This is a genomic window from Rhizobium sp. 25PS6 (genome assembly GCF_032464655.1).
Lineage (GTDB): Bacteria > Pseudomonadota > Alphaproteobacteria > Rhizobiales > Rhizobiaceae > Rhizobium > Rhizobium laguerreae.
This window is the reverse complement of the sequence record NZ_JAWDIV010000012.1, coordinates 67,879-93,876: the sequence shown is the minus strand read 5'-3', so window position 1 is coordinate 93,876 and position 25,998 is coordinate 67,879. Positions and strand designations below refer to the sequence as shown.

Here is a 25,998-nt window from a genome sequence, read left to right as displayed (position 1 = left end):
AAGTGCGCAGCGGTTTTACGTCCGGAATTGCGCAGAAACAAAAACGCGCTTGCATCTAACTCATATACCGGAAGCGGCGGTTGGTTTAACCGCCGTTCGCCGGAAGGCTTTCACGCAGCATCACGCTGTCATAGGCGGGGCGGGGAATAGGGATCGCAATGGGCATTCCCGGCTCGGGCTCGACCGATGTTACCGGCGATGTTTCCGGCGCGGTCACCGGCGCTGTGATCCGCATCTGCGCCGTGCTCGCGGTGGCCATGGGGTCCGGAGCCGGCAGAGGAACGGGAACCGCCGAGGGTATCAGCGCTTCGAATTGCGGCGGCAGCATGCTCTCGCCGGGCACATAGTTCATCGCCACCTCGTAGGAGGGCAGCGGTGGCGGTGTTTGAAGCATGCCGTTGGAGTCGCGCTTCTCGTAGAAGGCGTTGCCGCCGGCGACCGTCACGTAGTGCATGTTGTCGTAGGGGAATTTCAGCCCATTGGTGTGGAAGAACATCGCATCCTTCACAGCGGGATGGCGGGCGCCCTTGACGAGGATCGCATCGGCCGCGCTCGCAAGCTCGGTTTTCGCCTGCGGCTTGACTTCGCGCGTCATCACGCCGGGCGCGAACTGCCTTTTCTGAGCCACGACGCCGCAGATGGAAGGGGGATAGGCGCCGGAAGTGAGCCTGTTCATGACAACGGTCCCGACAGCCATGTAGCCATCCTCGTCCGAATGCTGCGATTCGAAATACATCGCGCGCTGCAGGCAGTCGCGATCCTTGGCCGTATAATTGAACGTGACTTTTGCCGGTTGACCCTGCTTCGTCTTGGTGTTCGCCGCCGTTGCCGCCGGTTTCGATGTCGTCGTGCAGCTTGCAGCTGCCAGTCCTACGAACAAAATCCCGATCAGGGATTTTCCAAAGGAAATCTCCGCCCTCAACGCCAGGTGCCTCCTATGGGATTAGTTCAGCCCTTTTTGATTAAGTGAAAACGTTTTACTCGTCATATGACTGAAATACAAACAACCTTAGATAACAAAAAGCCTAAGGGACTCTCGCCGAAAACGATTCCGGCGACGAGGCACTGCACTGGAATCGAGCAAACGAAAAAATCATGCAGCATTTCAAAGCGTTAGAGCCCCTTTGCGGCTCTCGATAAGACGCGCGGCGCAGTCGACCGCCGCCCATGTCCATCAACTGCGGAACAGTTTCCAGCGGGTCGGCTTGAAAGCCACCCGGTTGCGGTCGAGCCTGTCGGCCTCGCTCGGCGGCAATTCGATCTCGATATGCGGTCGATCGTTGCCGATATTGAGTTCGATATGGCGGGTGCCGGCCACGCGGCGGCTGGAAACCGGCTGGCCGGCGATACAGTTTTCAGCTGATTCGCAGAGCCTGACGTCATGCGGGCGGAAGTAGAGCTGCGCCGTGCCATCCGGCTCGCCTTCGGCATTGAGGCCGAGCGAGCGGCCTTCGAAGCGAATGTCGCTGTCTGATATCTCGACCTCAAGGCAGTTCGACTGGCCGATGAAGCCGAAGACGAAGGGAGAATTCGGATTGTCGTAGACCTGGTCCGGCGTGCCTACCTGTTCGATCGCGCCCTGACTCATGACGACGACGCGGTCGGCAAGCTCCAGCGCCTCATCCTGGTCGTGGGTAACGAAGACGGTGGTGTGTCCGGTGCGGTCGTGAATATCGCGCAGCCACTTGCGCAGGTCCTTGCGCACCTGGGCGTCGAGCGCGCCGAAGGGTTCGTCGAGCAGCAGCACGTTCGGCTCGACGGCCATGGCGCGGGCGAGCGCGACACGCTGGCGCTGGCCGCCGGAAAGCTGGGCCGGGTAGCGTTTTTCCAGACCGGAAAGCTGGACGAGGTCGAGCAGTTCCAGCGCCCGCCTGCGGATATCGGCCTTCGGCGGCCGCCGCGCACTGTTTCTGACCTTCAGGCCGAATGAGACGTTTTCGAGCACCGTCATGTAGCGGAACAGAGCATAGTGCTGGAAGACAAAGCCGATATTGCGCTGCTGCACTGATTTCTTCGAGGCATCCTCATCACCGAAGAAGATCAGCCCCTCCGTCGGGCTTTCGAGGCCGGCGATCAGCCGCAGCAATGTCGTCTTGCCGGAGCCCGAAGGACCGAGCAGTGCGATCAGCTCGCCGGAGCGAATGTCGAGCGAGACATCGTGCAGCGCCGGAAAACGATCGAATTCCTTGCGAATGTTTTGAACGCGTACTTCCATTCCAAATCCTTCAGTGCCGCCGGCTGGCGGCGATTTCGGCGCTATAGCGCATTTCCAGCAGCGTCTTCAAAACAAGAGTTACGAGCGCGAGCAAGGCCAAAAGCGTGGCGACCGCAAAAGCGCCGGTGAAATTATACTCGTTATAGAGAATTTCCACCTGCAGCGGCATGGTGTTCGTCTGGCCGCGAATGTGGCCTGATACCACAGAAACTGCGCCGAATTCGCCCATGGCGCGAGCGTTGCAGAGCAGTACCCCGTAAAGCAGGCCCCATTTGATATTCGGCAACGTCACGTGCCAGAAGGTCTGCCAGCCACTGGCGCCGAGCGAAAGGGCTGCCTCCTCGTCGGCCGTTCCCTGTTCCTGCATCAGCGGGATCAACTCGCGGGCGACGAAGGGGAAGGTGACGAACATGGTGGCGAGGATCAGCCCAGGCACGGCGAACAGGATCTTGATGTCGTGAGCGCTGAACCACTGGCCGAGCCAGGTATTGGCGCCGAACAGCAGAACGAAGACCAGGCCCGATATGACGGGTGAGACCGAGAAGGGCAGGTCGATCAGCGTCGTCAGGAAGGCCTTGCCCTTGAACTCGAACTTGGCGATCGCCCAGGCGGCGGCAACCCCGAAGACGAGGTTGAGCGGTACGCTGACGCCCGCAACAATCAGCGTCAGGCGGATAGCCGAGAAGGTTTCCGCGTCTGCGAGCGCCTCGAAGAACGGCCCGGCTCCCTTGCGAAAGGCTTCCACGAAGACGGCTGCGAGCGGCAGAAGCAGGATCAGCAGCAGGAAGACGAGCGAAAGGATGATGAGGCTGTAGCGCGCGATCCTGTTTTCGGTCGTTACCGACCGCAGCTTTGCCGGTTGAGCGGTCGCATCAAGCGCCATAGCCGTACCTCCGCCTGCTCCAGCTCTGGATGAGATTGATGACGAGCAGCATGGCGAACGAGATGATCAGCATGATCGCCGCAATGCCGGTCGCTGCGGCGTAATTATACTCTTCGAGCTTGATGATGATCAGCAGCGGTGCGATCTCCGATTTGAACGGCAGGTTGCCGGCGATGAAAATGACCGAGCCGTATTCGCCGACGCCGCGGGCGAAGGCGAGCGCAAAGCCGGTGAGCACGGCGGGCGCCAGCCCCGGCAGCAGCACGCGGAAAATCGTCTGAAAGCGATTGGCGCCGAGCGTTGCTGCAGCTTCCTCCACTTCCTTGTCGATCTCCTCCATGACCGGCTGCACGGTGCGCACGACGAAGGGCAGGCCGACGAAGATCAGCGCCACGACGATGCCGGCAGGCGTGAAGGCGATCTTGATGCCGAGCGGCGTCAGGAACTGGCCGATCCAGCCGTTCGGCGCGTAGAGCGTCGTCAGTGCGATGCCGGCAACGGCGGTCGGCAGCGCGAAGGGCAGGTCGACCATGGCATCGATGATCCGCTTGCCGGGAAAGCGGTAACGCACCAGCACCCAGGCGAGGATGATACCGAAGACGGCATTGACGATCGCGGCGATGAAGGCGCTGCCGAAGCTGATGCGCAGCGCGTTCAGCGTGCGTGGATCGAGTGCGATCGACCAGAATTTCTCCCAGCCAAGCGCGCTCGACCGGACGGCAAGGCCCGAGAGCGGGATGAGGATCAGAAGGGTGAGCCAGGTCAAGGTAAAGCCGAGCGCCATTCCGAAACCCGGAATGACGCTCGGCCGTTTGAACCGCCACCGCGTGGGGCTATGTGCTTTCATGAAGTCTATTATTGGGCCGGCTTGTAGATTTGGTCAAATACCCCGCCGTCGCCGAAGAATTTCGGCTGCGCCTCTTTCCAGTCGCCGAAGTCGTCGATGGTAGCGAGCGTCAGCTTCGGGAAACGGGCGATGTCAGCCGGATCGGCGGCTTCCGGCTTGGTCGGCCGATAGTAGTGCTTGGCGGCAATCTTCTGGCCTTCGTCCGAATAGAGATAGTTGAGATAGGCTTCGGCGACCTTGCGCGTACCCTTCTTGTCGACATTGCCGTCAACGATGGCGACCGGCGGGTCAGCGCGGATGGAGAAGGTCGGCGTCACGATCTCGAACTGGTCGGGACCGAGTTCCTCGAGCGAAAGATAGGCTTCGTTTTCCCAGGCAAGCAGCACGTCGCCGAGGCCGCGCTGGACAAAGGTGGTCGTGGCGCCGCGAGCACCGGTGTCGAGAACCGGAACATGCTGCAGCAGTTTCGCAACGTATTCCTGCGCCTTGGCTTCGTCGCCGCCATTCGCCTGCTTGGCCCATGCCCAGGCGGCCAGGAAGTTCCAGCGAGCGCCGCCCGATGTCTTCGGGTTCGGGGTGATGACCTGCACGTCATCCTTGACCAGGTCGCCCCAATCCTTGATGCCCTTCGGGTTGCCCTTGCGGACGAGGAAGACGATCGTCGACGTATAGGGCGTCGAATTGTTGGGGAATTTGGTCTTCCAGTCGGCCGGGATCTTGCCGGTCGCCTTGGCGATGGCGTCGATATCGCCTTCGAGGGCAAGCGTCACGACGTCAGCGTCGAGACCGTCGATGACGGAGCGGGCCTGGGCGCCGGAACCGCCATGCGATGCCTGGATCGTCACGGTTTCACCACTGTCCTTTTGCCACTTGGCGGCAAAGGCGGCATTGAAATCCTTGTACAATTCGCGGGTCGGATCGTAGGAAACGTTGAGAAGCGTCTGATCCGCGAATGCCGGAGCGATGCTCCCGATCGCGAAGCTGCCTGCCAGGACCGCCGCTGCGATGAGCCGGGTGAGCCGTTGTGTCTGCATGGGAACCCTCCTGTTTTCTTTCCTAACTCTATCAAGTCAGTCGTATAATGAAACGAAGGTTCTTCCGGTTCCGGCCAGTGTTGTTAGAATGCCATTCCATTTAAGAAGCAATTTGGAAATGGACGTGCCGAAGTTGGCCGCGGCCAATCGATCGTCCGCCGCGACCCTGCCGCAAGGTCGTGTTTTTTTGGCCACAGTTCCTCCACGAAAGCGACATGGTGATGCAGATTTTTGCCAAGATTTTGCCGCGATGACACTTGCGGATTCCTATATGGCTCCCGTGCGGCCTTATTCGCCGGCCGCTACGCGGGGGCACCCCTTGAAGTGCGCCTCGCATTCCAAACCTGTTAGGGCCATTCAAAATGAATATCAGAACTATCCTTTTTGCCTCCGTTGCCGCCCTTGCCGCGGCCTCCGGAGCCCGCGCAGCCGACGCCATCGTGGCGGCGGAACCCGAGCCCGTGGAATATGTTCGCGTTTGCGACGCCTACGGAACCGGCTATTTTTATATTCCGGGAACGGAAACATGCCTTTCGATCGGCGGTTACATCCGTACCGAAGTGCGCTTCGGTGAGCAGATATCCGGCGATTCCGACGTAAACTTCTGGACTCGTGGTCAGGTCACCTTCCAGACCAAGAACGACACCGAGTACGGTACGCTCACCGGCGTCATTACGCTGCGTTACAATGTCGACAATGCCTCCGATCAGGAAGCTTTGCTCGATGAAGGCTATCTCGACATTGCCGGTTTCCGCGCCGGTAAACTGTATAGCTGGTGGGATGACGACATGAGCGGCGAGACCGATACGCTCGCCAGCAACGAGACGACCCACAACTCGATCCGTTATCAGTACGAGAATGGCGCTTTCGCGGCTGGCATTTCGGTCGACGAACTCGAAGAAGACTACGCCACCAAGCCGGGCGAAGGCCCGAACAACTTCGGTGTCGCAGGCCAGGTCTCCTACAAGGCCGGCGCCATCAGCGCTTACCTGCTTGCCGGTTATGACACCGACACCAGCGAAGTCGCTGTCCGCGGTATCGTCTATGCCGACATCGGCCCGGGCACGCTCGGCATTGCCGGCATATGGGCAAGCGGCGCCAACTACTACTACGAAGAGTCCGAATGGACGATCGCAGCAGAATATGCCTTGAAGGTCAACGACAAGTGGTCGGTCACCCCGGGCTTCCAGTACTTCGAGAACATCGCTCTCGAGGCTGACGGCAACGGCTTTACCGGCGGCAGCGCCTACACGACCGGTGTCACCATCGACTACCAGATCGTCGAAGACCTGCGTTCGAAGCTCAGCGTGCAATATCACGATGAGGACGAAGGCGACGACGAAGTGTTCGGCTTCCTGCGCTTCCAGCGCGATTTCTAAGATAGTCTGATTGCAGACAAGCGGGCGCGGCCTTCGGGCCGCGCCTTTTTTATGATGCCGAGAAGTGTGAGCCGTTTTGGGGCGTCATACCCGTGAATCGGCGATGAAATCGGAATAGAATTCGTCGACCGTTCTTGCCTTGCGCATGGCGGCAAGCACGCCGTCCGATTGCAGCCGCCTGGCGATGGCGGACAGCACGTTCAGATATTCGCCGCGATTGGTTTCCCCGAAGAGCAGCACGACGGCGATGTCGGTCGGGATATCGTCGATCGCCTCGAAATCCAGCGGCCGGGCGAAGCGGAGGAGCAGGCCGCGCGGGCTGGTCATGCCGTCGATCGCCGCATGCGGGATGGCGACGCCGTTGCCGATCCCCGTCGAGCCGAGCTTCTCACGCGCTTCGAGCGCCTTCAGGATGGTCTGGCCGTCGACGGAGAAAGCCTTGGCGGCCTTGTCGGCTATGGTCTGCAGCGCGCGCCATTTGGTCGGCGCCGACACGCCGATGAAGGTGTGTTCCGGCCGGATGATGTTGGGAAGGTTCATGTCATTCTCGATACTGTTCGGCTCGATACTGTTCGGGCAGCGGGAGGGAGGGGCGGTCAGTCCGGTTCCCTGAGCCGGTAGCCGACGCCGGTCTCCGTGGTGATATAGTGCGGCTGGTCCGGAATCTGCTCGATCTTTTGCCGCAGTTGCCGGACATAGACGCGCAGATACTGCACGTCAGCCGCCGGCCCCCATATCTGCTTTAGAAGAAACTGGTGTGTCAGCACCTTGCCGGCATGCTGGGCGAGCACGCGCAGGATGTCGTATTCCTTCGGCGACAATTTTATTTCGTTACCGTCGACCTTGACGATGCGCTTGACAAGATCGATCGACAGCCCGCCGGTCTGGAAGATCGCCTTTTCGCCCTGCTGCTGCAGGCGGTGGCGCAGCGCCACGCGGATGCGGGCGCCGAGTTCGTTGATGCCGAAGGGCTTGGTGACGTAATCGTCGGCGCCGCTTTCCAGCGCCTTGACGATGCCGGCCTCGTCGGTGCGGCTGGAGAGAATGACGACGGGCATGGAGAGCCCTTCGTCGCGCCACTCCTGCAGCAGGTCGTAGCCTGATTTGTCGGGCAGACCGAGGTCGAGCACGATGAGGTCGGGCATGTCGTCGGCGACCGACTGACGGGCGGCGCTGGCGCTCGGCGCCTCCTGCACCTCGTAGCCCTGCGCGGTCAGGCCGACGCGAAGCAGCTTGCGGATCGGAGGCTCGTCGTCGACGACGAGGATTTTGACGGCTGAACCGGTCATCGGAGTTCATCCAGTTTCGGAATGTCGGTGGGTTTCGGCAGGCGGATGGTGAAGACGGCGCCCGGACGGCCCGTCCGGTTGCCGACAGTGATCGTGCCGCCCATCGCCTCGATGAAGCCGCGGCAGATGGAAAGGCCAAGCCCGGTGCCGGCGCGCACCTGATCGCCCTTGCGTACGCGGTAGAAGGTGTCGAAGACGCGGGTGAGATCGGCCGGCGGGATGCCCGGACCTTCGTCCGAAATCTGCATGACGACGTTGTCGGCATCGGCCCAGCCGCCGATATGGATCACCGATCCCTCGGGCGCGTATTTCGCGGCATTGTCGAGCAGGTTGAAGATCACCTGCTCGAACAGGACAGGATCGACGCGCACCATCGGCAGGTCGGCAGGAATGCTCATCTCGGTCTTGTGGTGATCGAGGATCTTTGCGGCACGGCGCAGCGCGCTGCCGACGATGTCTCCGGCATAATGCAGCGCGTGGTTCGGCTCCATCGCGCCGGATTCGATCTTGGTCATGTCGAGCAGGTTGGCGATGAAGCGGTTGAGGCGTTCGGATTCGTCGACGACGGTCGACAGCAGGTCGCTGCGGTCCTCCTCCGGCATCGAGGCGAAATAGTCGCGTAGCGTGCCGGCGGCGCCGAGGATGGCGGCCAGCGGCGTCTTCAGGTCATGCGAAATCGATGTCAGCAGGGCCGAGCGCAACCGGTCCGCTTCGGCCGCAAGTCTTGCCCGGTCGACATCGGCGACGAGCTGGATGCGTTCGATGGCAAGGGCGGCCTGGTCGGCCAGCGCATCCAGCAGCCGCTGTTGCTCTGGCGTCAGCAGTGGTCCGTCGCGGCGGTCGCTGTCGAGGCCGATGACGCCGACGGCGGTGCGCCCGGTTCGGAGCGGCACATAGAGGCGTTTGGCGCCGGGCAGGGTATCGGCGCCGCGGCCGGCGGCATGATTGTGCTCCCAGGCCCAGCGGGCGGCGGCGATATCGGCATCGTCGAGCGTGTCATCAGGCGGATAACCGGCCTTGACGGCAATGCTACCCTCTTCCGGCAGCAGCAGCACGACGCGGACCTTCAGCATCGAGGCGAGTTGGAAGGCCGTCGCCCAGAGCACGTCGTCGAGCGTGCCGGTGCCGGCGAGCTTTTTCGAGAAGAGATAGAGGTCTTCGGTCGTGCGCGCCCGCTGGCGGGCGGCGGCGGCCTGGCGCTGCACGGTCGCGGTCAGGTTACTGGCGATGATGGCGACACCCAGGAAGAAGAAGAGCGCAAGCACGCTTTCCGGATCGCTGATCGTCAGCGTGTAGCGCGGCGGCAGGAAGAAGAAGTTGAAGGACAGCGCGCTGAGGATGCAGCTGTAAAGGGCTGGCCGCAGGCCATGGAGGACGGCGGAGGTCAGCACCGCCATCAGGAAGACGAGGGCGAGGTTGCGCACGTCGAGCACCTGATCGAGCACGACGCTGACGCCGAGCGCGATGGCGACATAGCCGGTCGCCAACAGGTAGGCTCTGAAATCCAGTGGCGGCGCGGTGGCGGCCGCGCGAACGCCGCGCGCGGTGGTGCCGTCCTTCTCATTGCCTGAAATGACATGGACGCTGATCTCGCCGGTCTTGCGGATCAGCTCGTCAGTGATCGAGCGGCTCCACCAGTCGCGCCATGTCGGCTTCTTCGGAGCGCCGATGACGATATGGGTGACGTTGTTGGCGGTGGCGTGGCGGACGAGCTCTTCGGCGACTTCGCGGCCGGGAAGGGTGATCGCCTCGCCGCCGAGCTGCTCGGCAAGGCGCAGCGTGGCGGCGACGATATCGCGCTCAGCTTCCGACAGATTGATCGAGCGGTTGGTCTCGATATAGACCGCTGCCCAGGGCGCGCGCAGCCGCGAGGCCATGCGGGCGGCATAACGCACCAGCGAGGCGGAGCGCGGATGGTGGTCGACCGAGACGAGAACGCGTTCGCCTGCCGCCCAGGGGCCTGATATGGCATGGGCCTGCATGTGCGTGAGCAACTGGTCGTCGACGCGCTGGGCGGTCTTGCGCAGCGCAAGCTCTCTGAGCGCCGTCAGGTTGCCGGGCGTGAAATAATTGGTCAGCGCCCGCTCGGCGGTGCGCGCCATGTAGACCTTGCCATCATGCAGGCGCTTGATCAGATCATCCGGCGTCAGGTCGATGATCTCGACGTCGTCGGCAAGGTCGATGATCGAGTCCGGCACCGTCTCGCGCACGCGGATGCGGGTGATCTGCGAGACGACATCGTTGAGGCTTTCGACATGCTGGATGTTCAGCGTCGTATAGACATCGATGCCGCGATCGAGCAATTCCCTCACGTCGAGATAGCGCTTCGGATGGCGGCTGCCCTCTGCATTGGTGTGGGCGAGTTCGTCGACCAGCACGAGATCCGGCCGGCGGGCGAGGATGCCGTCGAGGTCCATTTCTTCAAGCGCCCGGCCCTTGTAGCTGATTTCGACGCGGGGGATGATCTCGAAGCCGGCGACGAGTGCTTCGGTCTCCTTGCGGCCATGGGTCTCGACGACGCCGATGACAACATCGAGACCGTCGGCGACCTTGGCGCGGCCGGAGACGAGCATCTCGTAGGTCTTGCCGACGCCGGGGGCCGCTCCGAGAAAGATCTTCAGACGGCCGCGCGTCTCAGCCCGGGCTTTTTCGAGAAGCGCATCGGGCGAGGGCCTGCCGGCCTGGTCGCGATTGTCGTCTGGCATGTGGTTCGGTCTTTCTGCAGATGGCTGCAGGGGCGGGCGCACCGCGGATAGAAAGGAACGGATGCGCCCAGCCCGGCAGGGTCACTGAGTCATAGAAGCATCAAGGGTCTGGTTCAACGCCAGAACATTGACTGTAGGTTCGCCCAGAAGGCCGAGTTCGCGGGCTTGAACGGCGCCGTCGACCAGTGCCTTGACCTTGGCTTCATCCATGCTGCGTGCCTTGGCGACGCGCGGTACCTGGAAATAGGCCGCTTCCGGCGAGATATGGGGATCGAGGCCGCTGCCTGAAGCCGTGACGAGGTCGGCGGGGACATCTGCCGTCGGGTTCGCCGCCTTGGCTGCCTCGTAGTCACCCTTGACGCGATCGATCAGCTTCTGGCTGGACGGGCCGAGATTCGAACCGCTGGAGGCAGCCGCATTGTAGCCGTCGCCGGCGGCCGAGGGGCGGCCGTGGAAATACTTGTCGCTGGTGAAGGCCTGGCCGATCAGCGTCGAGCCGATCACCTGGCCGTTGTTCTCGATCAGGCTGCCGTTCGCCTGGGTCGGGAAGAGGGCCTGGGCAGCACCCGTCATGGCGAGCGGATAGAGAAGGCCGGTGATGGCGGTGGTGGCGACGATCATGACGATTGCCGGACGAAGTTCTTTCAACATTGTCTTACTCCTTGGAGTGTTCTTTTGCGAAGAGCTCCGGTTCCGATCCTCTCGGAACCGGGATGGCTCCAGGCCTTATAGCGCCGTGCGTCCTTTCGGACGCACAAAGGACGCTCTAACTCTTTGAATCTACGCATCGTGCTTTCCGAAAATCGATTCCGATTTTCGGGCCGATGCGCTAGGCGAGGCCGAGGGCTGCGACAGCCATGTCGATCGCCTTGATGCCGATGAAGGGGACGATGATGCCGCCGGCACCATAGATCAGCAGGTTGCGCGACAGTAGCGCGCCGGCGCCGATCGGGCGGTAGCGCACACCCTTCAGCGACAGCGGGATCAGCGCGATGATGATCAGCGCGTTGAATATAATCGCCGAGAGGATGGCGCTTTGCGGCGTCGACAATCCCATGATGTTGAGGACGCCGAGCTGCGGGTAGAAGGTCAGGAACATCGCCGGGATGATGGCGAAGTACTTGGCGATGTCGTTGGCGATCGAAAAGGTCGTCAGCGCGCCGCGCGTCATCAGGAGCTGTTTGCCGATCTCGACGATCTCGATGAGCTTGGTCGGATCGCTATCGAGATCGACCATGTTTCCGGCCTCGCGGGCGGCGACGGTGCCGGTGTTCATGGCGACACCGACATCGGCCTGGGCAAGTGCGGGCGCATCATTGGTGCCGTCGCCGCACATGGCGACGAGCTTGCCCTTCGACTGTTCCTCGCGCATCAGCGCCAGCTTCATTTCCGGCGTTGCCTGGGCGAGGAAGTCGTCGACGCCGGCTTCGGCTGCGATGGCGGCTGCCGTCAGCGGGTTATCGCCTGTGATCATCACGGTACGGATGCCCATGCGGCGCAGCTCGGTGAAGCGCTCGCGGATACCGCCCTTGACGATGTCCTTCAGCTGGATGACGCCGAGCAGCCTGCCGTCGCGGGCAACGGCCAGCGGTGTGCCGCCTGATTTGGCGACTTCGTCGGCGATCGACTGCAGTTCGCGCACGACCTCGCTGCCGTTTTTCGAGGATGAATCGCCGTTGACATAGGTCAGCACGGCATCGACCGCACCCTTGCGGATCGAGGCTCCTTCGAGATCGACGCCACTCATGCGGGTCTGGGCGGTGAAGGGCACGAAGGTTGCTTTCAGGCTTGCCATGTCGCGGCCGCGGATCGCGTATTTTTCCTTGGCGAGCACGACGATGGAACGACCTTCCGGCGTTTCGTCGGCAAGCGAGGCGAGCTGGGCGGCATCGGCGAGATCCTGTTCGGAAACGCCTCGGACCGGACCGAAGGTCGTCGCCTGGCGATTGCCGAGCGTGATCGTGCCCGTCTTGTCGAGCAGCAGCGTGTCGACGTCGCCGGCGGCTTCGACCGCGCGGCCGGACATGGCGAGCACGTTGAAGCGGACGAGGCGGTCCATGCCGGCGATGCCGATTGCCGAGAGCAGCGCGCCGATCGTCGTCGGGATCAGCGTGACGAAGAGGGCGACGAGCACGATGATCGGGATCGAGCCGCCGGCATAGATGGCAAAGCTCGGGATCGTCGCCGTCGCAAGTACGAAGATCAGCGTCATACCGGCGAGCAGGATGTTGAGCGCGATCTCGTTCGGCGTCTTCTGGCGCTCCGCACCTTCGACGAGCGCGATCATCCGGTCGATGAAGGTCGAGCCGGCAGCCGCGGTGATGCGGACGCGGATCCAGTCGGACAGCACCTGCGTGCCGCCGGTGACGGCCGAGCGGTCGCCGCCGGATTCGCGGATGACAGGGGCGGATTCGCCTGTTATCGCCGCTTCGTTGACGGAGGCCACACCTTCAATGACTTCGCCGTCCGACGGGATGATGTCGCCTGCCTCTACAAGCACGAGATCGCCAACCTTGAGGCTGGTGCCCGGCACCATGCGATAGCCGCTGCCATTATTGGCGGTGAGCAGTTTGGCCTGGGTTTCGGTGCGCGCCTTGCGCAGCGAATCCGCCTGCGCCTTGCCGCGGCCTTCGGCGACAGCTTCGGCGAAGTTGGCGAAGAGGACGGTGAACCAGAGCCAGAGATTGATCTGGAACGAGAAGCCGAGATTACCGTTGCCTGCTACGAGATCGCGCAGGAAGAGGACGGTGGTCAGCACCGAGACCGTGGCCACGACGAACATGACCGGGTTTCTGGCAAGCGCGCGCGGGTTCAGCTTCTTGAAAGCAGCGCCCACGGCCGGAATGAGGATGCGAGAATCTATGACGCTCGCGGATTTTGCCTGGCTCATAAGAGACTCCAGCTTTGAAACGAGGATGGCGAACCGGAAGCCGGTCAGCCCTGTAAGATTTTGAAGATGGCGGTGATGACAAGGAGGCCTGCCATCATCACCAGGATGATGTCGGAGGCTTGGGGTCTCGGGCCATTCCCTCGTCCCGGCGCACCGGGACGAGGGTGGAAGGCGTTGCGAAGCCTGTGACGGAGGATCATGGCATCACCTCAGAAGGTCTGGCCGGCGATCATGACCAGGTGCTCGACGACAGGGCCGAGCGCCAGGGCCGGGAAGAAGGTCAGGCCGCCGACGATCAGGATCGTGCCGACAAGCAGGCCGACGAAGAGCGGACCGTCGGTCGGGAAGGTGCCTGCCGAGGCCGGAACCGTCTTCTTGGCGATCAGCGAGCCGGCGATGGCAAGCGCCGGGATGATGACCAGGAAGCGCCCGGCGAGCATGGCGATGCCGAGTGTCACGTTGTACCAGGGCGTATTGCCGGTCAGGCCGCCGAAAGCCGAACCGTTGTTGGCCGCGGCCGACGTATAGGCATAGAGGATTTCGGAGAAGCCGTGCGGGCCGGCCGTGCCGATCGAGGCGACGGCGGAGGGCAGCACCGTGGCGATCGCGGTGAAGACCAGCATGGCAAGCGGCAGGCAGAGGATGGCGAGAACGGCCATCTTCATTTCCTTCGCCTCGATCTTCTTGCCGAGATATTCCGGCGTGCGGCCGACCATCAGGCCGGCGACGAAGACGGCGACGATGATGAACAGCAGGATGCCGTAGAAGCCCGCGCCGACACCGCCGACGATGATCTCGCCGAGCTGCATGTTGATCAGCGGGATCAGGCCGCCAAGCGCGGTGAAGCTGCCATGCATGGCATTGACCGCGCCGCAGGAGGCGGCCGTGGTAATGACGGCGAAGAGCGAAGACATAGCAACGCCGAAGCGGACTTCCTTGCCTTCCATATTGCCGCCGCCGAGACCGAAAGCGTGCATCAGCGGGTTGCCCGCAGCTTCCGCCCAATAGGTGACGATGACGCCTGCGAGGAACAGCACGCCCATCGTGGCAAGGATTGCCCAGCCTTGGCGCTGGTTGCCGACCATGCGGCCGAAGACGTTGGTCAAAGCCGCGCCGATCGCGAAGATCGAGACCATCTGGATGAGATTGGAGATCGCGTCGGGATTTTCGAACGGATGGGCCGAATTGGCGTTGAAGAAGCCGCCGCCATTGGTGCCGAGCATCTTGATCGCAAGCTGCGAGGCGACGGGGCCGACGGCAATCGTCTGCTGCGCACCTTCAAGCGTGGTCGCATTGACATAGGGCCCAAGCGTCTGCGGCACGCCGAGATAGACGTAGACGATGGTCAGCACGATGCAGATCGGCAGCAGGATGTAGAACGTGCCGCGGATCATATCGACCCAGAAATTGCCGATCGCCTTGCCCGAAGCCCGTGCGAAGGCACGGATGAACGCGACAGCGATCGCCATGCCGGTCGCGGCCGACAGGAAGTTCTGCACCGTGAAGCCGGCCATCTGGGTCAGATACGACATGGTGCTTTCGCCGCCGTAATTCTGCCAGTTGGTGTTGGTGGGAAAGCTGACGGCGGTGTTGAACGAAAGCTCCGGCGGGACGGCGGCCATGCCGGCCGGATTATAGGGCAGGATATCCTGGAAGCGCAGGAGCGCGTAGAGGACGAGGACGCCGAGCAGGTTGAACATCAGCATCGCGAAGGCATATGAGGTCCAATGCTGCTCCTCGCGCTCGCTGGTGCCGGCAATACGGTAAAGCCCCCGTTCGATCGGAACGAGGACCGGAGAGAGGAATGTGCGCTCGCCATTGTAGACACGCGTCATGTAACCGCCGAGCGGTTTGACGAGCACGAGGACGATCCCGCAGTAAAGCAGGATCTGAAGCCATCCGTTGAGGGTCATGGAGGTAAACTTTCAATACCCGGCTGCTTCTCGGTCGCGCATGGGCGACCTCGGAAGCGCCAGTTCTCTTCAAAAGCGTTCTGGGCGAAGGAGAGCGTAGGTGAGGTAAACGGTGAGAAACACGGTCACGGCACCGCTCAAGACATAATCGAGGGTCATCGTCGTTTCTCCTGTCAAAGCCTGTCGCAGGCTCGGGCGTAGGCAAAGCACAGCGCGAAGAATATGATCGCCGTGGCGAGTAGAATGATATCCATCAAGATCGTGACTCCTGTTGTTCTTCTTGGAGTCAGACAAGACAAAGGGCGTTGGGAGGCCGCCTTTCATGCTTTCTGGCGTGGAGATGATCTTTCGATCTCTCGGACATCAATATGGAGCCGAAGGGCATAAAGGTTCGAGACGGACGACGGGCCATCTATATAAAAATCTTATAAATGCCCTTACGGGGCCGCTCGTCGTCGGACCAGGCTGGCGCAGTTTTCGGGCGGGTCGCTGCCGGTGCTGTACCTTCCGGCAAATCTGCGTGAGCATTTTATCATTTGTTGAGCAAAAGCCTTTTCAATCTGGTTGAATTGGCAAGGCTTCGGGCTTTATAGTCGGCTTCAACGCTGCCCGATGGAGTCATGGGCAAGCCACTAGGGAAGGAAACCGACGATGACCAAAGTCCGCGCGCTTGTCCTCGAGCGCCAGCATGAGCTTGCGCTCCGCGATATCGATCTGCCGCTCGAAACCGGCCCCGGCGAGGTGAAGATCAGGATCCACACAGTCGGCGTCTGCGGTTCGGATGTGCATTATTACACCCACGGCAAGATCGGCCCCTTCGTCGTCAACGCGCCGATGGTGCTCGGCCATGAGGCGGCGGGCACGGTGGTCGAGGTCGGCGCCGGCGTCACGCATCTAACAGTCGGCGACCGCGTCTGCATGGAGCCCGGCATTCCCGATCCGAATTCCAAGGCAAGCCGGCTCGGCATGTACAATATCGACCCGGCCGTCACCTTCTGGGCGACCCCGCCGATCCACGGCGTGCTGACGCCAGAAGTCGTGCATCCCGCCAATTATACCTTCAAGCTGCCCGACAATGTCAGTTTCGCCGAAGGCGCCATGGTCGAGCCCTTCGCCGTCGGCATGCAGGCGGCCGCCAAGGCGAAGATTACGCCTGGCGACACTGCCGTCGTCCTCGGTGCCGGGCCGATCGGCACGATGGTGGCAATCGCGGCCCTTGCCGGCGGCTGCGCCCGCGCGATCGTCGCCGATCTCGCCCAGCCGAAGCTCGATATCGCCGCACAGTATCAGGGCGTCATCCCGGTGAATATCCGCGAGAAGAACCTGGTCGAAGAGGTCTCCCGGCTGACCGACGGCTGGGGCGCCGATGTCGTCTTCGAATGCTCCGGTTCGCCGAAGGCCTGGGAAACGATCATGGCGCTGCCGCGCCCAGGTGGGGTCATCGTCGTCGTCGGCCTACCGGTCAACCCGATCGGCTTCGACGTCTCGACGGCATCCACCAAGGAAATCCGCATCGAGACGGTGTTCCGCTACGCGCACCAGTATGAGCGCTCGATCGCGCTGCTCGGCTCGGGACGCGTGGATCTGAAGCCGCTGATATCAGAGACCTTTAAGTTCGAAGATTCGATCAAGGCGTTTGATCGCGCCGTCGAGGCCCGGCCAAGCGACGTGAAGCTGCAGATCGTGATGGAATAGGGCGCTACAGTGCTTCTATGAGTGCCTGGCGCTCAGTTTCATCTTGCGAAAGGCAAGAGCCGCGCCTGCGACGACAGCTGCGGCTCCGACTGCGATCAGCAGGTGGCGGTGAAGGGGAAGGTGGCCCAATGTCTGTTCGATGCCGTGCCCGAACACGTAACCGAGCCCTGTGAATAGCTGCCCCCATACCAACGCGGCCGCGGCATTCAGGATGATGAATTTACCGGTCGCAATTCGCGTTGTCCCGATGACGATCGGGCTGATCGTCCGCAACCCAACCAGGAAACGAAACGCGAGGATGAAGCCTGTCGGGTATCGTTCCAGAAGCCGGGTTGCGCGCGCCAGCGTCGGTGTTTCCATCAGCCGGCGGACGAGACCCCATCGAGCGGCATAACGGCCGGCGAAGAACCAGAACTGATCGCCGGCGAAGGATCCTGCCGTTGCCGTAAGCGACGCCGACCAATAGGTCAGCAGCCCGCGGTGGGAAATGACGCCGCCGAGGAAGGCGGCCGTTTCGCCTTCGAAAGCTGCACCCAGAAAAATCGCCAAAAGGCCGTAGTGCTCGATCAGCAGTTCGATAGACACTCAGCCCGCCTCCAGCTGTCGATTTCGAAGCATCAATTCATAGCTAAACCGGCTTCAAATCCCCAAGCAACGTCGGGATCAGCTCCGACACCGTCGGATGGATCGGCACCGACCATTGCAATGCCGGATAGGTCGTTCCTGCATTCATCGCGTCTATGATGCCGTGGATCACCTCGTCGCCCTCGATGCCGAGGATCGCCGCACCGAGGATTTTTTTGGTCTCGGCGTCGGCGATCACCTTCATGAAGCCCTTGGTCTCGCCGCGCTCGTTGGCGCGGCCGACGCGGCTCATCGGCCGGGTCGAGATCATGATCTTGCGTCCCGAGGCGCGCGCCTGCTTCTCCGTCATACCGACGCGGCCAAGCGGCGGGTCGATATAAAGCGCATAGGCCAGGATGCGGCTCGAGACCTTGCGATCGTCGCCGTCGAGCAGATTGGCGGCGGCGATCTCGAAATCATTGTAGGAGGTGTGGGTGAAGGCGCCGTGGCCGTTGCAATCGCCGAGCGCCCAAATGCCCTCGACATTGGTAGCAAGCCTGTCGTCGACGGTGATATAGCCGTGCTTGTCGGTAATGACGCCGGCGGCATCGAGGCCGAGATCGTCGGTGTTCGGCTTGCGGCCGGTGGCAATCAGCACATGGCTCGCATCGATTCTCGCTGAATCGGTGGCCACCGTTATTCCGTCGCTGCTCTTGGCGAAGGCGATGTCACTGGCGCCGGTATGAATGTCGATGCCCTCCGAGCGCAGGACATCGGCGATTGCGTCCGATATATCCTCGTCCTCGCGCGATGCGAGCTTCGGGCCGTGCTCGATGACGCTGACTTCGGCGCCGAAGCGGCGATACATCTGCGCGAATTCCAGCCCGATATAACTGCCGCCGATGACGGCCAGATGCCGGGGCAGCGTGTCGAGATGGATGATCGAGGTGCTGGTGAGATAGTCGATATCGTTGATGCCTGGCAGGTCGGGGATGACGGGGCGCGCGCCGACATTGAGGAAGATGCGCGGTGCGGTCAGCGTCTCGCCGTTGACGCTGACGGTCTTCGGGTCCTCGAAACGGGCGTGGCCGGAGATCACGGTCATGCCGTCCATGCCGGCGAACCAGCCGATCAGGCCGTTGCGGGCGTTCATAGTCACGGTTTCGGCACGGGCTTTGACCACGTTCATGTCGATGGCGATCTCGCCCTGGAGATTCACGCCGTAAATGGCGCCGTTTCTTGCGACATGGGCGGCGCGGGCGCTGGCGACCAGCGTCTTCGTCGGCATGCAGCCGGCATTGACGCAGGTGCCGCCGAGGAACTTGCGCTCGATGAGCGCCACCGTCATGCCCTTTTCGACCATGCGGGCGGCGAGGAAGGGGCCGGCTTGACCGGCGCCGATAACGATGGCGTCGAAGCTTTTCATGACACGGCCACGATCAATAGCGCGCCGATGACAGCGACGGCATCCTCAATGAGAGCAGCTGGCAGATCCTTGCCGAAGGAGGCAGCAAGCCTGCCGCGGACGGCGGCGCCACCATATGTTCCGATGACGGCGCCGATCACGCCGGCGATCAGCCCGCCGAAGAGCAGGCTGCTGGCGGCTCCGATCGTCGCCCCTGCGAGCGCGCCCGTGACGATGCGGGCGCCGAATTGCACCGGCACCTTACGCGACGGCGTCGATGGCAGCTGGTCGGTGATCAGTTCGACGACGGCGAGAAGCGTGAGGATCCACGGCGTCCATTGGTAGCCCATGAAGGCAAGCGGAGTCTGCGAGACATCGAACCAGCCAAGCGCCGCGCCCCAGGCGACGGCGGCGGGCGCCGTCATGGCGCGAAGCCCGGCAATGACACCAATCAGCAATGCAAGAAGCAGAAACATGCATGATCCCCTTTTTGCCGGCTCGTGCCGCCGTCAGGGAAGGTTGCACATTGTCAGGCGCGTGGCAATTCGCCCTTTCGCGCCAATGTGCTAAAGCGCGTCGCGTCGAATCGGAATCATGTGACGCGCTTTAAGTCTTTGTTTTATGCATGCCGTTGTCCCAAAACCGCTGCACACTTTTGGGCGGCATGCATTAGAGCGCCGTGCGTCCTTTCGGACGCACAAAGGACGCTCTAACATCCTTGAATCTACGCATCGTGCTTTCCGAAAATCGATTTCGATTTTCGGGCCGATGCGCTAATTCGCAAAAGCGGCAATGCCGGTGATCGCCCGGCCGATGATCAGCGCGTGGATGTCGTGCGTCCCCTCATAGGTGTTGACCACTTCGAGGTTGACGAGATGACGGGCGATGCCGAATTCGTCGGAGATGCCGTTGCCGCCGAGCATGTCGCGGGCCGCGCGCGCGATCTCCAGCGCCTTGCCGCAGCTGTTGCGCTTGAGGATCGAGGTCAGCTCCACCGGCGGATGGCCTTCCTCCTTCATGCGGCCAAGCCGCAGGCAGCCCTGAAGGCCGAGCGAGATCTCCGCCGCCATGTCGGTGAGCTTCTTCTGGATCAGCTGGTTGGCGGCAAGCGGCCGGCCGAACTGCTTGCGCTCGAGCGTGTATTGCCGGGCTCTCGCATAACAATCCTCGGCAGCACCGAGTGCGCCCCAGGCGATGCCGAAACGGGCCGAGTTGAGGCAGGTGAACGGTCCCTTGAGGCCGGTCACATCAGGCAGAAGGTTTTCCTCAGGTACGAAGACCCCATCCATCACCACCTCGCCGGTGATCGAGGCACGCAGGCCGACCTTGCCGTGGATAGCAGGCGCCGAAAGTCCTTTCCAGCCCTTTTCGAGGATGAAGCCGCGGATAAGGCCGTCCTCGGTCTTTGCCCAGACGACGAAGACATCGGCGATCGGCGCGTTGGAGATCCAGGTCTTCGAGCCGGTGAGGCTGTAGCCGCCGTCGACCTTTTTAGCGCGTGTCGCCATCGAGCCGGGGTCGGAGCCGTGATCCGGTTCGGTCAGGCCGAAGCAGCCGATCCATTCGCCGGTGGCGAGTTTCGGCAGGTATTTCAGCTTCTGCGCCTCAGACCCGAAGGTTTCGATCGGCACCATCACCAGTGAGGACTGGACGCTCATCATCGAGCGGTAACCGCTGTCGACCTTTTCGACCTCGCGGGCGATCAGGCCGTAGGCGACGTAACCGAGGCCGGCGCCGCCGTATTCCGGCGAGATCGTCGGGCCGAGCAGGCCGAGTTCGCCCATTTCGCGGAAGATCTCGGGATCGGTCTTTTCATTGCGGAAGGCGTCGAGAACGCGGGGCGCAAGCTTTTCCTGCGCATAGGCGTGGGCGGTGTCCTGCACCATGCGCTCTTCGCTGGTCAGCTGCTCCACCAGGCGGAACGGATCGGCCCAGTCGAAAACCTCGCGCGTATGCTGCATGGTGGCGTCTCCTCAGCTTGCCTGGCTCAAATTGGCCATAAACCCGCCAGCCGACCGCGTCAACAGATTGCGGCCGCGTCGAAAAGACGGGCCGCACCATCTTTTCAAAAGCGTCGGCATGATCCACTTTGCCAGCGATCGATTCTGGAACGAGGAGGCGGAAATGTCGTCAAGCGATCTGTTCGTATCGGCCGAAGGCGCCGAATGGGTCAATCCCGAGCCCGGCGTCGTCAGGCGCATCATGACCTATCTGCCCGAGATGATGATGGTGGAAGTGGCCTTCGAAAGCGGCGCGGTGGGTGCGGCCCATTCGCATCCACATATCCAGGCCAGCTACGTCGCCGAAGGCAGTTTCGAAGTGACGATCGATGGCCGGACCGAAGTGCTGAAGCAGGGCGGCAGCTTCATCGTGCCCCCCAATCTGATCCACGGCGTCAAGGCGCTGGAAAAGGGCCGGCTGATCGATGCTTTCACTCCGCACCGGGCCGAATTCCTGAAGTAGTCAGGTTTCCACCTTTGCCCGGCGCGTCGGGCCGGCGGCGGTGACGTAGGGTGGCACGAAGCGGGCATCCTCGCCGCGAACCGCCTCGCGCAGAAAATCGATGACGGCGCGCACGCGCGGCGCCTGTTTCAGGTCGCGGTGGCAGGTGATCCAGTAGTGGCGCTTGAGGTCGATCTCGTCTGGCAGCACGCGCACGAGTTCGGGATAACGGCTGGCGAAGAAATAGGGCAGGATGCAAAGGCCGAGACCGTTTCTCGTGGCGGTCAGCTGCGCGAAGATGCTGGAGCTCTGGAACTGCGGCTTGATGCGCGGGTGCACGTCGCCGAGGTAATCGAGGCCCGGCGCGAAAATCATCTCCTCGATATAGCTGACGAAGGGATGCTCAAGCAGGTCTTCCCGGCAGGTGATCGGCGCGGCCTTCGCGAGATAGTCGCGCGAGCCGTAGACCTGCAGGTGGTAGTCGGTCAGCTTTTCGGCAAAATAGGCCCCGCCTTTCGGCTCGTCGAGCACGACGGAAAGATCGGCTTCCTTGCGCGACAGCGACATGATCTGCTGGATCGTCACCAGCTCGAGCGCCAGATGCGGATGCTGGGCGGCAAATTGCGGCAGCACGGTCGCGAAAAAGAAATTGGCAAACCCTTCCGGCGCGCTGAGGCGCACGAGGCCGCGCTGCGCCATCGAGCCGGCGGCAAGATCGGCGCGCAGCCGCTCGGTTTCCTGCTCCATCCTCTCCGCCGTTTCGACAAAGCGCGTGCCCATGGCGGTCAGCACATAGCCGCGCGGATTGCGCTCGAACAGCTTGACCTTGAGGGTGAACTCCAGCCGATCGATGCGGCGCGAGACGGTGGCATGGCTGGAGCGCAGCTGGCGGGCGGCCGTCGACAGCTGTCCAGTGCGGGCGACGGCTAGAAAAAACTGCAGATCGTCCCAAGTAAACTGCGGTGGATTGTTCATCACGATCCTCTCTGTTCAAAAACGAACAGATACTGTTTGGAATTAGTTGTAAATCACCCGTTGCCTCAGGGCGGAATTTCCGTGATCGTAAGGTGAGGGTCCGTCGTTCTGAGGAGGACGACTGGCCAAATTTGAACAGATCGGCAATCTGACCAATCTCTGGGAGGAGAGAATATGCGTAAGAATCTCATTGCATCAGTTGCATTTCTGCTTGCGAGCAGCACTGCGGTGCTCGCGCAGAGCGCGACCGACGGCAAGGTCAAGATCGGTATCCTGAACGATCAGTCGGGCGTCTATGCCGATTTCGGCGGCAAGTCCTCCGTCGAAGCCGCCCAGATGGCGGTTGAGGATTTCGGCGGCAAGGTGCTTGATGTGCCGGTCGAGATCGTCAATGCCGACCATCAGAACAAGGCGGATATCGCCTCCAACATCGCCCGCCAGTGGTACGATACCGAGCAGGTGGATGCGATCATGGAGTTGACGACCTCGTCGGTGGCGCTCGCCGTGCAGGCGATCGGCAAGGAGAAGAAGAAGATCGACATTGTCACCGGCGCGGCGACGACGGATCTCACCGGCAAGGCCTGCTCGCCTTATGGCTTCCATTGGGCCTACGATACGCATGCACTGGCCGTCGGCACCGGCGGCGCGCTCGTCAAGCAGGGCGGCGACAGCTGGTTCTTCCTGACCGCCGACTATGCCTTCGGCTACTCGCTGGAGCAGCAGACCAGCGATTACGTCAAGTCGAGTGGCGGTACGGTCGTCGGCGCCGTCCGCCATCCGCTGTCGAGCCAGGACTTCTCGTCCTTCCTGCTGCAGGCGCAATCATCAGGCGCCAAGGTGATCGGTCTTGCCAATGCCGGCCTCGACACCTCGAACGCCATCAAGCAGGCGGCCGAATTCGGCATCACCCAGGGCGGCCAGCATTTGGCGGCGCTGCTCTTCACGCTCGCCGAAGTGCATGGTCTCGGCCTCGAGGCGGCGCAGGGGCTGACGCTGACGGAAGGCTATTACTGGAACCGCGACGACGAGAGCCGCGCCTTCGCCAAGAAGTTCTTCACCCGTACCGGCAAGATGCCGAACATGGTCCATACCGGCACCTATTCGGCGGTGACGCAATATCTGAAAGCGGTGCAGAAGGCCGGCACCGACGAAACGGAAGCCGTCGCCAAGCAGCTGCATGAAATGACTGTCGATGACGTCTTCGGCCGCGGCGGCACGGTTGGCGCCAATGGCCGCATGATCCACGACATGTATCTGCTGCAGGTCAAGAAGCCTTCCGAGAGCAAGGAGCCGTGGGATTACTTCAACGTGCTCGCCACCATTCCCGGCAAGGAAGCCTATATCGATCCCGCCAAGAGCGGCTGCAATCTGGTGAAGTAAGCACGATGGCGGTTTCCGCAATTGAAACTCAGGAAAAGCCGCGGGTGGTGCTATCCGCCCGCGGCCTGCGCCGCGATTTCGGCGGCTTCACGGCCGTCAAGAACGTCGATCTGGATGTGCATGACGCAAGCGTGCATGCACTGATCGGCCCGAACGGCGCCGGCAAGACCACGGTCTTCAACCTGCTGACCAAATTCCTGCAGCCGACCTCAGGCACGATCACCCTGATGGGCGTAGACATCACGAAAACGCCGCCCGACAAGGTGGCGCGCATGGGGCTGGTCCGCTCCTTCCAGATCTCGGCGGTCTTCCCGCATCTGACCGTTCTCGACAATGTGCGTGTGGCGCTGCAGCGGCCGAACAATCTTTCCACACAGTTCTGGCGGCCTCTCTCGGCACTCGATCGGCTGAACGAGCGCGCCGAGCAACTGCTCGCCAGCGTCGGGCTTTCCAAGGAGCGCGATCACATCGCCGCCGATCTTTCCTATGGCCGCAAGCGCGTGCTGGAGATCGCCACCACGCTGGCATTGGATCCGAAAGTGCTGCTGCTCGACGAGCCGATGGCCGGCATGGGGCAGGAGGATGTCGGCGTCGTCTCCTCGATCATCCGCGAGGTCGCCCGCGACCGCGCTGTATTGATGGTCGAGCACAATCTCTCCGTCGTCGCCAATATCTGCCAGCATGTCACCGTGCTGCAGCGCGGCGAGATCCTCGCCGAGGGCGACTATGCGACCGTCAGCCAGGACGAGCGTGTGCGTGTAGCCTATATGGGCACGGAGGAGCATTGATGCCCACTCTCCTCGAAGTCCAGGGGCTCAATGCCTGGTACGGCGAAAGCCACGTCCTGCACGGCGTCGACATGCGCGTGGCCGAAGGCGAGACGATCACCATTCTCGGCCGCAACGGCGTCGGCAAGACGACGACGCTGCGCACCATCACCGGCATCGTGCGGGCCCGCAAGGGCAAGATCAGCTTTGACGGCAGCGATATGATGCAAGTGCCGCTGCACAAGACGGCGCATCGGGGCATCGGCTTCGTGCCGGAGGAGCGCGGCATCTTCTCGACACTGACCGTTTCTGAAAACCTGCTGCTGCCGCCTGTCGTGGCAGAGGGCGGCATGACGCTCGACGAGATCTACGAACTTTTCCCCAATCTCTACGAGCGCCGCGGCAGCCCGGGCACCAAACTGTCAGGCGGCGAGCAGCAGATGCTGGCGATCGCCCGAATCCTCCGCACCGGCGTCAGGCTGCTCATTCTCGACGAACCGACGGAAGGGCTTGCCCCCGTTATCGTCCAGCGTATCGGCGAGGTGCTGAAGACGTTGAAGGAGCGCGGCATGACGATCCTGCTCGTCGAGCAGAATTTCCGTTTCGCCAGCCGTATTGCCGATCGCTTCTATCTGATGGATCATGGGCAGATGGTGTCGGAATTCCCGATTGGTGAACTGCCGCAGCGCATGGATACGCTGCACAAGGTTCTGGGAGTGTGACCAGATGACGATGATCTTCGACATTCCCCTAAACTCGCTGCTCAGCCAGCTGCTGGTCGGCCTGATCAACGGCTCGTTCTATGCGCTGCTCAGCCTCGGCCTCGCCATCATCTTCGGCCTGCTCAGGGTGATCAACTTCGCCCATGGCGCGCAATATATGCTCGGCGCCTTCGTCGCCTATCTGCTGCTGACCTATGCCGGCATCGGCTACTGGCCATCGCTGATCCTGGCGCCGGTTATCGTCGGCCTTGCCGGCGCTATCATCGAGCGGCTGTTCCTGCGCCGGCTCTACGATCTCGATCCGCTTTACGGCCTGCTCTTCACCTTTGGGCTGGCGCTGGCGGTCGAGGGCACCTTCCGTTATCTCTATGGCTCCTCCGGCCAGCCTTATAAGGCGCCCACCGCCCTTGCCGGCGCGGCCAACCTCGGCTTCATGTTCCTGCCGATCTATCGCGGCTGGGTGGTGGTCGCCTCGCTCGTCGTCTGCCTCGGCACCTGGCTGCTGATCGAGAAGACCAAGCTCGGCGCCTATCTTCGTGCCGCCACCGAAAATGCCGTACTGGTGCAGGTCTTCGGCGTCAACGTGCCGGTGCTCTTGACGCTCACTTACGCGCTCGGCGCCGGTCTCGCCGCCTTTGCCGGCGTGCTGGCGGCGCCGATCTACCAGGTCTCGCCGCTGATGGGCTCGAACATGATCATCGTCGTCTTCGCCGTCGTCGTCGTCGGCGGCATGGGATCGATCATGGGCGCGATCATCACCGGTTATATGCTCGGCATCGCCGAAGGCCTGACCAAGGTCTTTTATGCCGAGGCTTCCAACATCGTGATATTCGTCATTATGGCGATCGTGCTTCTCATCAGGCCCGCGGGCCTCTTCGGACGGGATGCCTGAC

General features: G+C 62.2%; 24 protein-coding genes. 7 read left to right on the top strand and 17 right to left on the bottom strand.

The genetic code is table 11. The features are described from left to right. Nucleotides 1–85: 85 nt before the first annotated feature. The 5 genes from RWK44_RS18570 to RWK44_RS18550 all read right to left on the bottom strand — a co-directional run bounded on the left by RWK44_RS18570 (nucleotide 86) and on the right by RWK44_RS18550 (nucleotide 4,979). Nucleotides 86–922 carry a cell wall hydrolase gene (locus RWK44_RS18570; protein ID WP_131640495.1) on the bottom strand — a complete coding sequence of 279 codons (837 nt, stop codon included), beginning with the start codon at nucleotides 920–922 and terminating at the stop codon, nucleotides 86–88. Nucleotides 923–1,174: 252 nt separating this feature from the next. Further along, nucleotides 1,175–2,215: a sulfate/molybdate ABC transporter ATP-binding protein gene (locus RWK44_RS18565; RefSeq protein ID WP_077980160.1), complete on the bottom strand. Its 1,041-nt coding sequence runs from the start codon at nucleotides 2,213–2,215 to the stop codon at nucleotides 1,175–1,177. A 10-nt stretch (nucleotides 2,216–2,225) separates the two neighbouring features. Next, nucleotides 2,226–3,098 (bottom strand): sulfate ABC transporter permease subunit CysW, encoded by an 873-nt coding sequence (gene cysW, locus RWK44_RS18560; protein ID WP_020052642.1) that lies wholly within the window; start codon nucleotides 3,096–3,098, stop codon nucleotides 2,226–2,228. Beyond that, nucleotides 3,088–3,945: a sulfate ABC transporter permease subunit CysT gene (gene cysT / locus RWK44_RS18555; protein WP_017957989.1), complete on the bottom strand. Its 858-nt coding sequence runs from the start codon at nucleotides 3,943–3,945 to the stop codon at nucleotides 3,088–3,090. Before cysT ends, cysW begins: the two co-directional genes overlap by 11 nt. A gap of 8 nt (nucleotides 3,946–3,953) precedes the next feature. After that, a complete protein-coding gene (locus RWK44_RS18550; protein WP_316029228.1) occupies nucleotides 3,954–4,979 on the bottom strand; it encodes a sulfate ABC transporter substrate-binding protein in 1,026 nt (341 codons plus the stop codon). Nucleotides 4,980–5,341: 362 nt separating this feature from the next. Between RWK44_RS18550 and RWK44_RS18545 the strand changes: the two genes are divergently transcribed. Then, nucleotides 5,342–6,358: a porin gene (locus RWK44_RS18545; RefSeq protein WP_131640499.1), complete on the top strand. Its 1,017-nt coding sequence runs from the start codon at nucleotides 5,342–5,344 to the stop codon at nucleotides 6,356–6,358. Nucleotides 6,359–6,442: 84 nt separating this feature from the next. Here the strand turns inward: RWK44_RS18545 and RWK44_RS18540 are convergent, their stop codons facing one another. The 7 genes from RWK44_RS18540 to RWK44_RS18510 all read right to left on the bottom strand — a co-directional run bounded on the left by RWK44_RS18540 (nucleotide 6,443) and on the right by RWK44_RS18510 (nucleotide 15,314). Beyond that, nucleotides 6,443–6,898 carry a PTS sugar transporter subunit IIA gene (locus RWK44_RS18540; protein WP_131640500.1) on the bottom strand — a complete coding sequence of 152 codons (456 nt, stop codon included), beginning with the start codon at nucleotides 6,896–6,898 and terminating at the stop codon, nucleotides 6,443–6,445. A gap of 56 nt (nucleotides 6,899–6,954) precedes the next feature. After that, nucleotides 6,955–7,647 carry a response regulator transcription factor gene (locus tag RWK44_RS18535; RefSeq protein ID WP_168282167.1) on the bottom strand — a complete coding sequence of 231 codons (693 nt, stop codon included), beginning with the start codon at nucleotides 7,645–7,647 and terminating at the stop codon, nucleotides 6,955–6,957. Beyond that, nucleotides 7,644–10,352: a sensor histidine kinase KdpD gene (locus RWK44_RS18530; RefSeq protein WP_316029227.1), complete on the bottom strand. Its 2,709-nt coding sequence runs from the start codon at nucleotides 10,350–10,352 to the stop codon at nucleotides 7,644–7,646. The genes RWK44_RS18535 and RWK44_RS18530 overlap by 4 nt, the downstream gene beginning before the upstream one ends. A gap of 81 nt (nucleotides 10,353–10,433) precedes the next feature. Next, entirely contained in the window at nucleotides 10,434–11,003 is a 570-nt protein-coding gene (gene kdpC / locus RWK44_RS18525; protein ID WP_316029226.1) for a potassium-transporting ATPase subunit KdpC, read from the bottom strand. A gap of 178 nt (nucleotides 11,004–11,181) precedes the next feature. Next, nucleotides 11,182–13,242, bottom strand: coding sequence for a potassium-transporting ATPase subunit KdpB (gene kdpB / locus RWK44_RS18520; protein ID WP_316029225.1), 2,061 nt, complete (start codon nucleotides 13,240–13,242; stop codon nucleotides 11,182–11,184). Nucleotides 13,243–13,451: 209 nt separating this feature from the next. Beyond that, nucleotides 13,452–15,155, bottom strand: a complete 1,704-nt coding sequence (gene kdpA, locus RWK44_RS18515) for a potassium-transporting ATPase subunit KdpA (RefSeq protein WP_316029224.1) — start codon at nucleotides 15,153–15,155, stop codon at nucleotides 13,452–13,454. A 69-nt stretch (nucleotides 15,156–15,224) separates the two neighbouring features. After that, nucleotides 15,225–15,314, bottom strand: a complete 90-nt coding sequence (locus RWK44_RS18510) for a K(+)-transporting ATPase subunit F (protein WP_003547774.1) — start codon at nucleotides 15,312–15,314, stop codon at nucleotides 15,225–15,227. A 492-nt stretch (nucleotides 15,315–15,806) separates the two neighbouring features. On the opposite strand from RWK44_RS18510, the gene RWK44_RS18505 reads away from it, so the two are divergent. Then, complete coding sequence (locus RWK44_RS18505) at nucleotides 15,807–16,850, top strand: NAD(P)-dependent alcohol dehydrogenase (protein ID WP_131662306.1); 1,044 nt, start codon at nucleotides 15,807–15,809, stop codon at nucleotides 16,848–16,850. Between the two features lie 15 nt (nucleotides 16,851–16,865). On the opposite strand, the gene RWK44_RS18500 is transcribed toward RWK44_RS18505, so the two are convergent. From RWK44_RS18500 to RWK44_RS18485, 4 genes are all read right to left on the bottom strand, one after another. After that, nucleotides 16,866–17,435 carry a DedA family protein gene (locus tag RWK44_RS18500; RefSeq protein ID WP_316029223.1) on the bottom strand — a complete coding sequence of 190 codons (570 nt, stop codon included), beginning with the start codon at nucleotides 17,433–17,435 and terminating at the stop codon, nucleotides 16,866–16,868. A gap of 43 nt (nucleotides 17,436–17,478) precedes the next feature. After that, nucleotides 17,479–18,840, bottom strand: coding sequence for an FAD-containing oxidoreductase (locus RWK44_RS18495; RefSeq protein ID WP_131662304.1), 1,362 nt, complete (start codon nucleotides 18,838–18,840; stop codon nucleotides 17,479–17,481). Further along, the gene (locus RWK44_RS18490) at nucleotides 18,837–19,295 is read right to left on the bottom strand and encodes a DUF4126 family protein (RefSeq protein WP_131662303.1); all 459 of its coding nucleotides are present in this window, start codon (nucleotides 19,293–19,295) and stop codon (nucleotides 18,837–18,839) included. The genes RWK44_RS18495 and RWK44_RS18490 overlap by 4 nt, the downstream gene beginning before the upstream one ends. Before the next feature lie 297 nt (nucleotides 19,296–19,592). Beyond that, nucleotides 19,593–20,780, bottom strand: coding sequence for an acyl-CoA dehydrogenase (locus RWK44_RS18485; RefSeq protein WP_221970131.1), 1,188 nt, complete (start codon nucleotides 20,778–20,780; stop codon nucleotides 19,593–19,595). A gap of 163 nt (nucleotides 20,781–20,943) precedes the next feature. On the opposite strand from RWK44_RS18485, the gene RWK44_RS18480 reads away from it, so the two are divergent. Continuing rightward, the gene (locus tag RWK44_RS18480; RefSeq protein WP_024319997.1) at nucleotides 20,944–21,282 is read left to right on the top strand and encodes a cupin domain-containing protein; all 339 of its coding nucleotides are present in this window, start codon (nucleotides 20,944–20,946) and stop codon (nucleotides 21,280–21,282) included. Here RWK44_RS18480 and RWK44_RS18475 read toward each other — a convergent pair whose 3' ends face one another. Then, nucleotides 21,283–22,236: a LysR family transcriptional regulator gene (locus RWK44_RS18475; protein WP_077980145.1), complete on the bottom strand. Its 954-nt coding sequence runs from the start codon at nucleotides 22,234–22,236 to the stop codon at nucleotides 21,283–21,285. A 174-nt stretch (nucleotides 22,237–22,410) separates the two neighbouring features. Between RWK44_RS18475 and RWK44_RS18470 the strand changes: the two genes are divergently transcribed. The 4 genes from RWK44_RS18470 to RWK44_RS18455 are packed head-to-tail and all read left to right on the top strand — an operon-like array spanning nucleotide 22,411 to nucleotide 25,997. Then, nucleotides 22,411–23,616 (top strand): ABC transporter substrate-binding protein, encoded by a 1,206-nt coding sequence (locus RWK44_RS18470; RefSeq protein ID WP_316029222.1) that lies wholly within the window; start codon nucleotides 22,411–22,413, stop codon nucleotides 23,614–23,616. 5 nt (nucleotides 23,617–23,621) lie between these two features. After that, nucleotides 23,622–24,404, top strand: a complete 783-nt coding sequence (locus tag RWK44_RS18465) for an ABC transporter ATP-binding protein (protein ID WP_027665631.1) — start codon at nucleotides 23,622–23,624, stop codon at nucleotides 24,402–24,404. Further along, the gene (locus tag RWK44_RS18460; RefSeq protein WP_168282182.1) at nucleotides 24,404–25,105 is read left to right on the top strand and encodes an ABC transporter ATP-binding protein; all 702 of its coding nucleotides are present in this window, start codon (nucleotides 24,404–24,406) and stop codon (nucleotides 25,103–25,105) included. Before RWK44_RS18465 ends, RWK44_RS18460 begins: the two co-directional genes overlap by 1 nt. Before the next feature lie 4 nt (nucleotides 25,106–25,109). After that, entirely contained in the window at nucleotides 25,110–25,997 is an 888-nt protein-coding gene (locus tag RWK44_RS18455) for a branched-chain amino acid ABC transporter permease (RefSeq protein WP_168282184.1), read from the top strand. The last annotated feature ends 1 nt before the right edge of the window (nucleotide 25,998 follow it).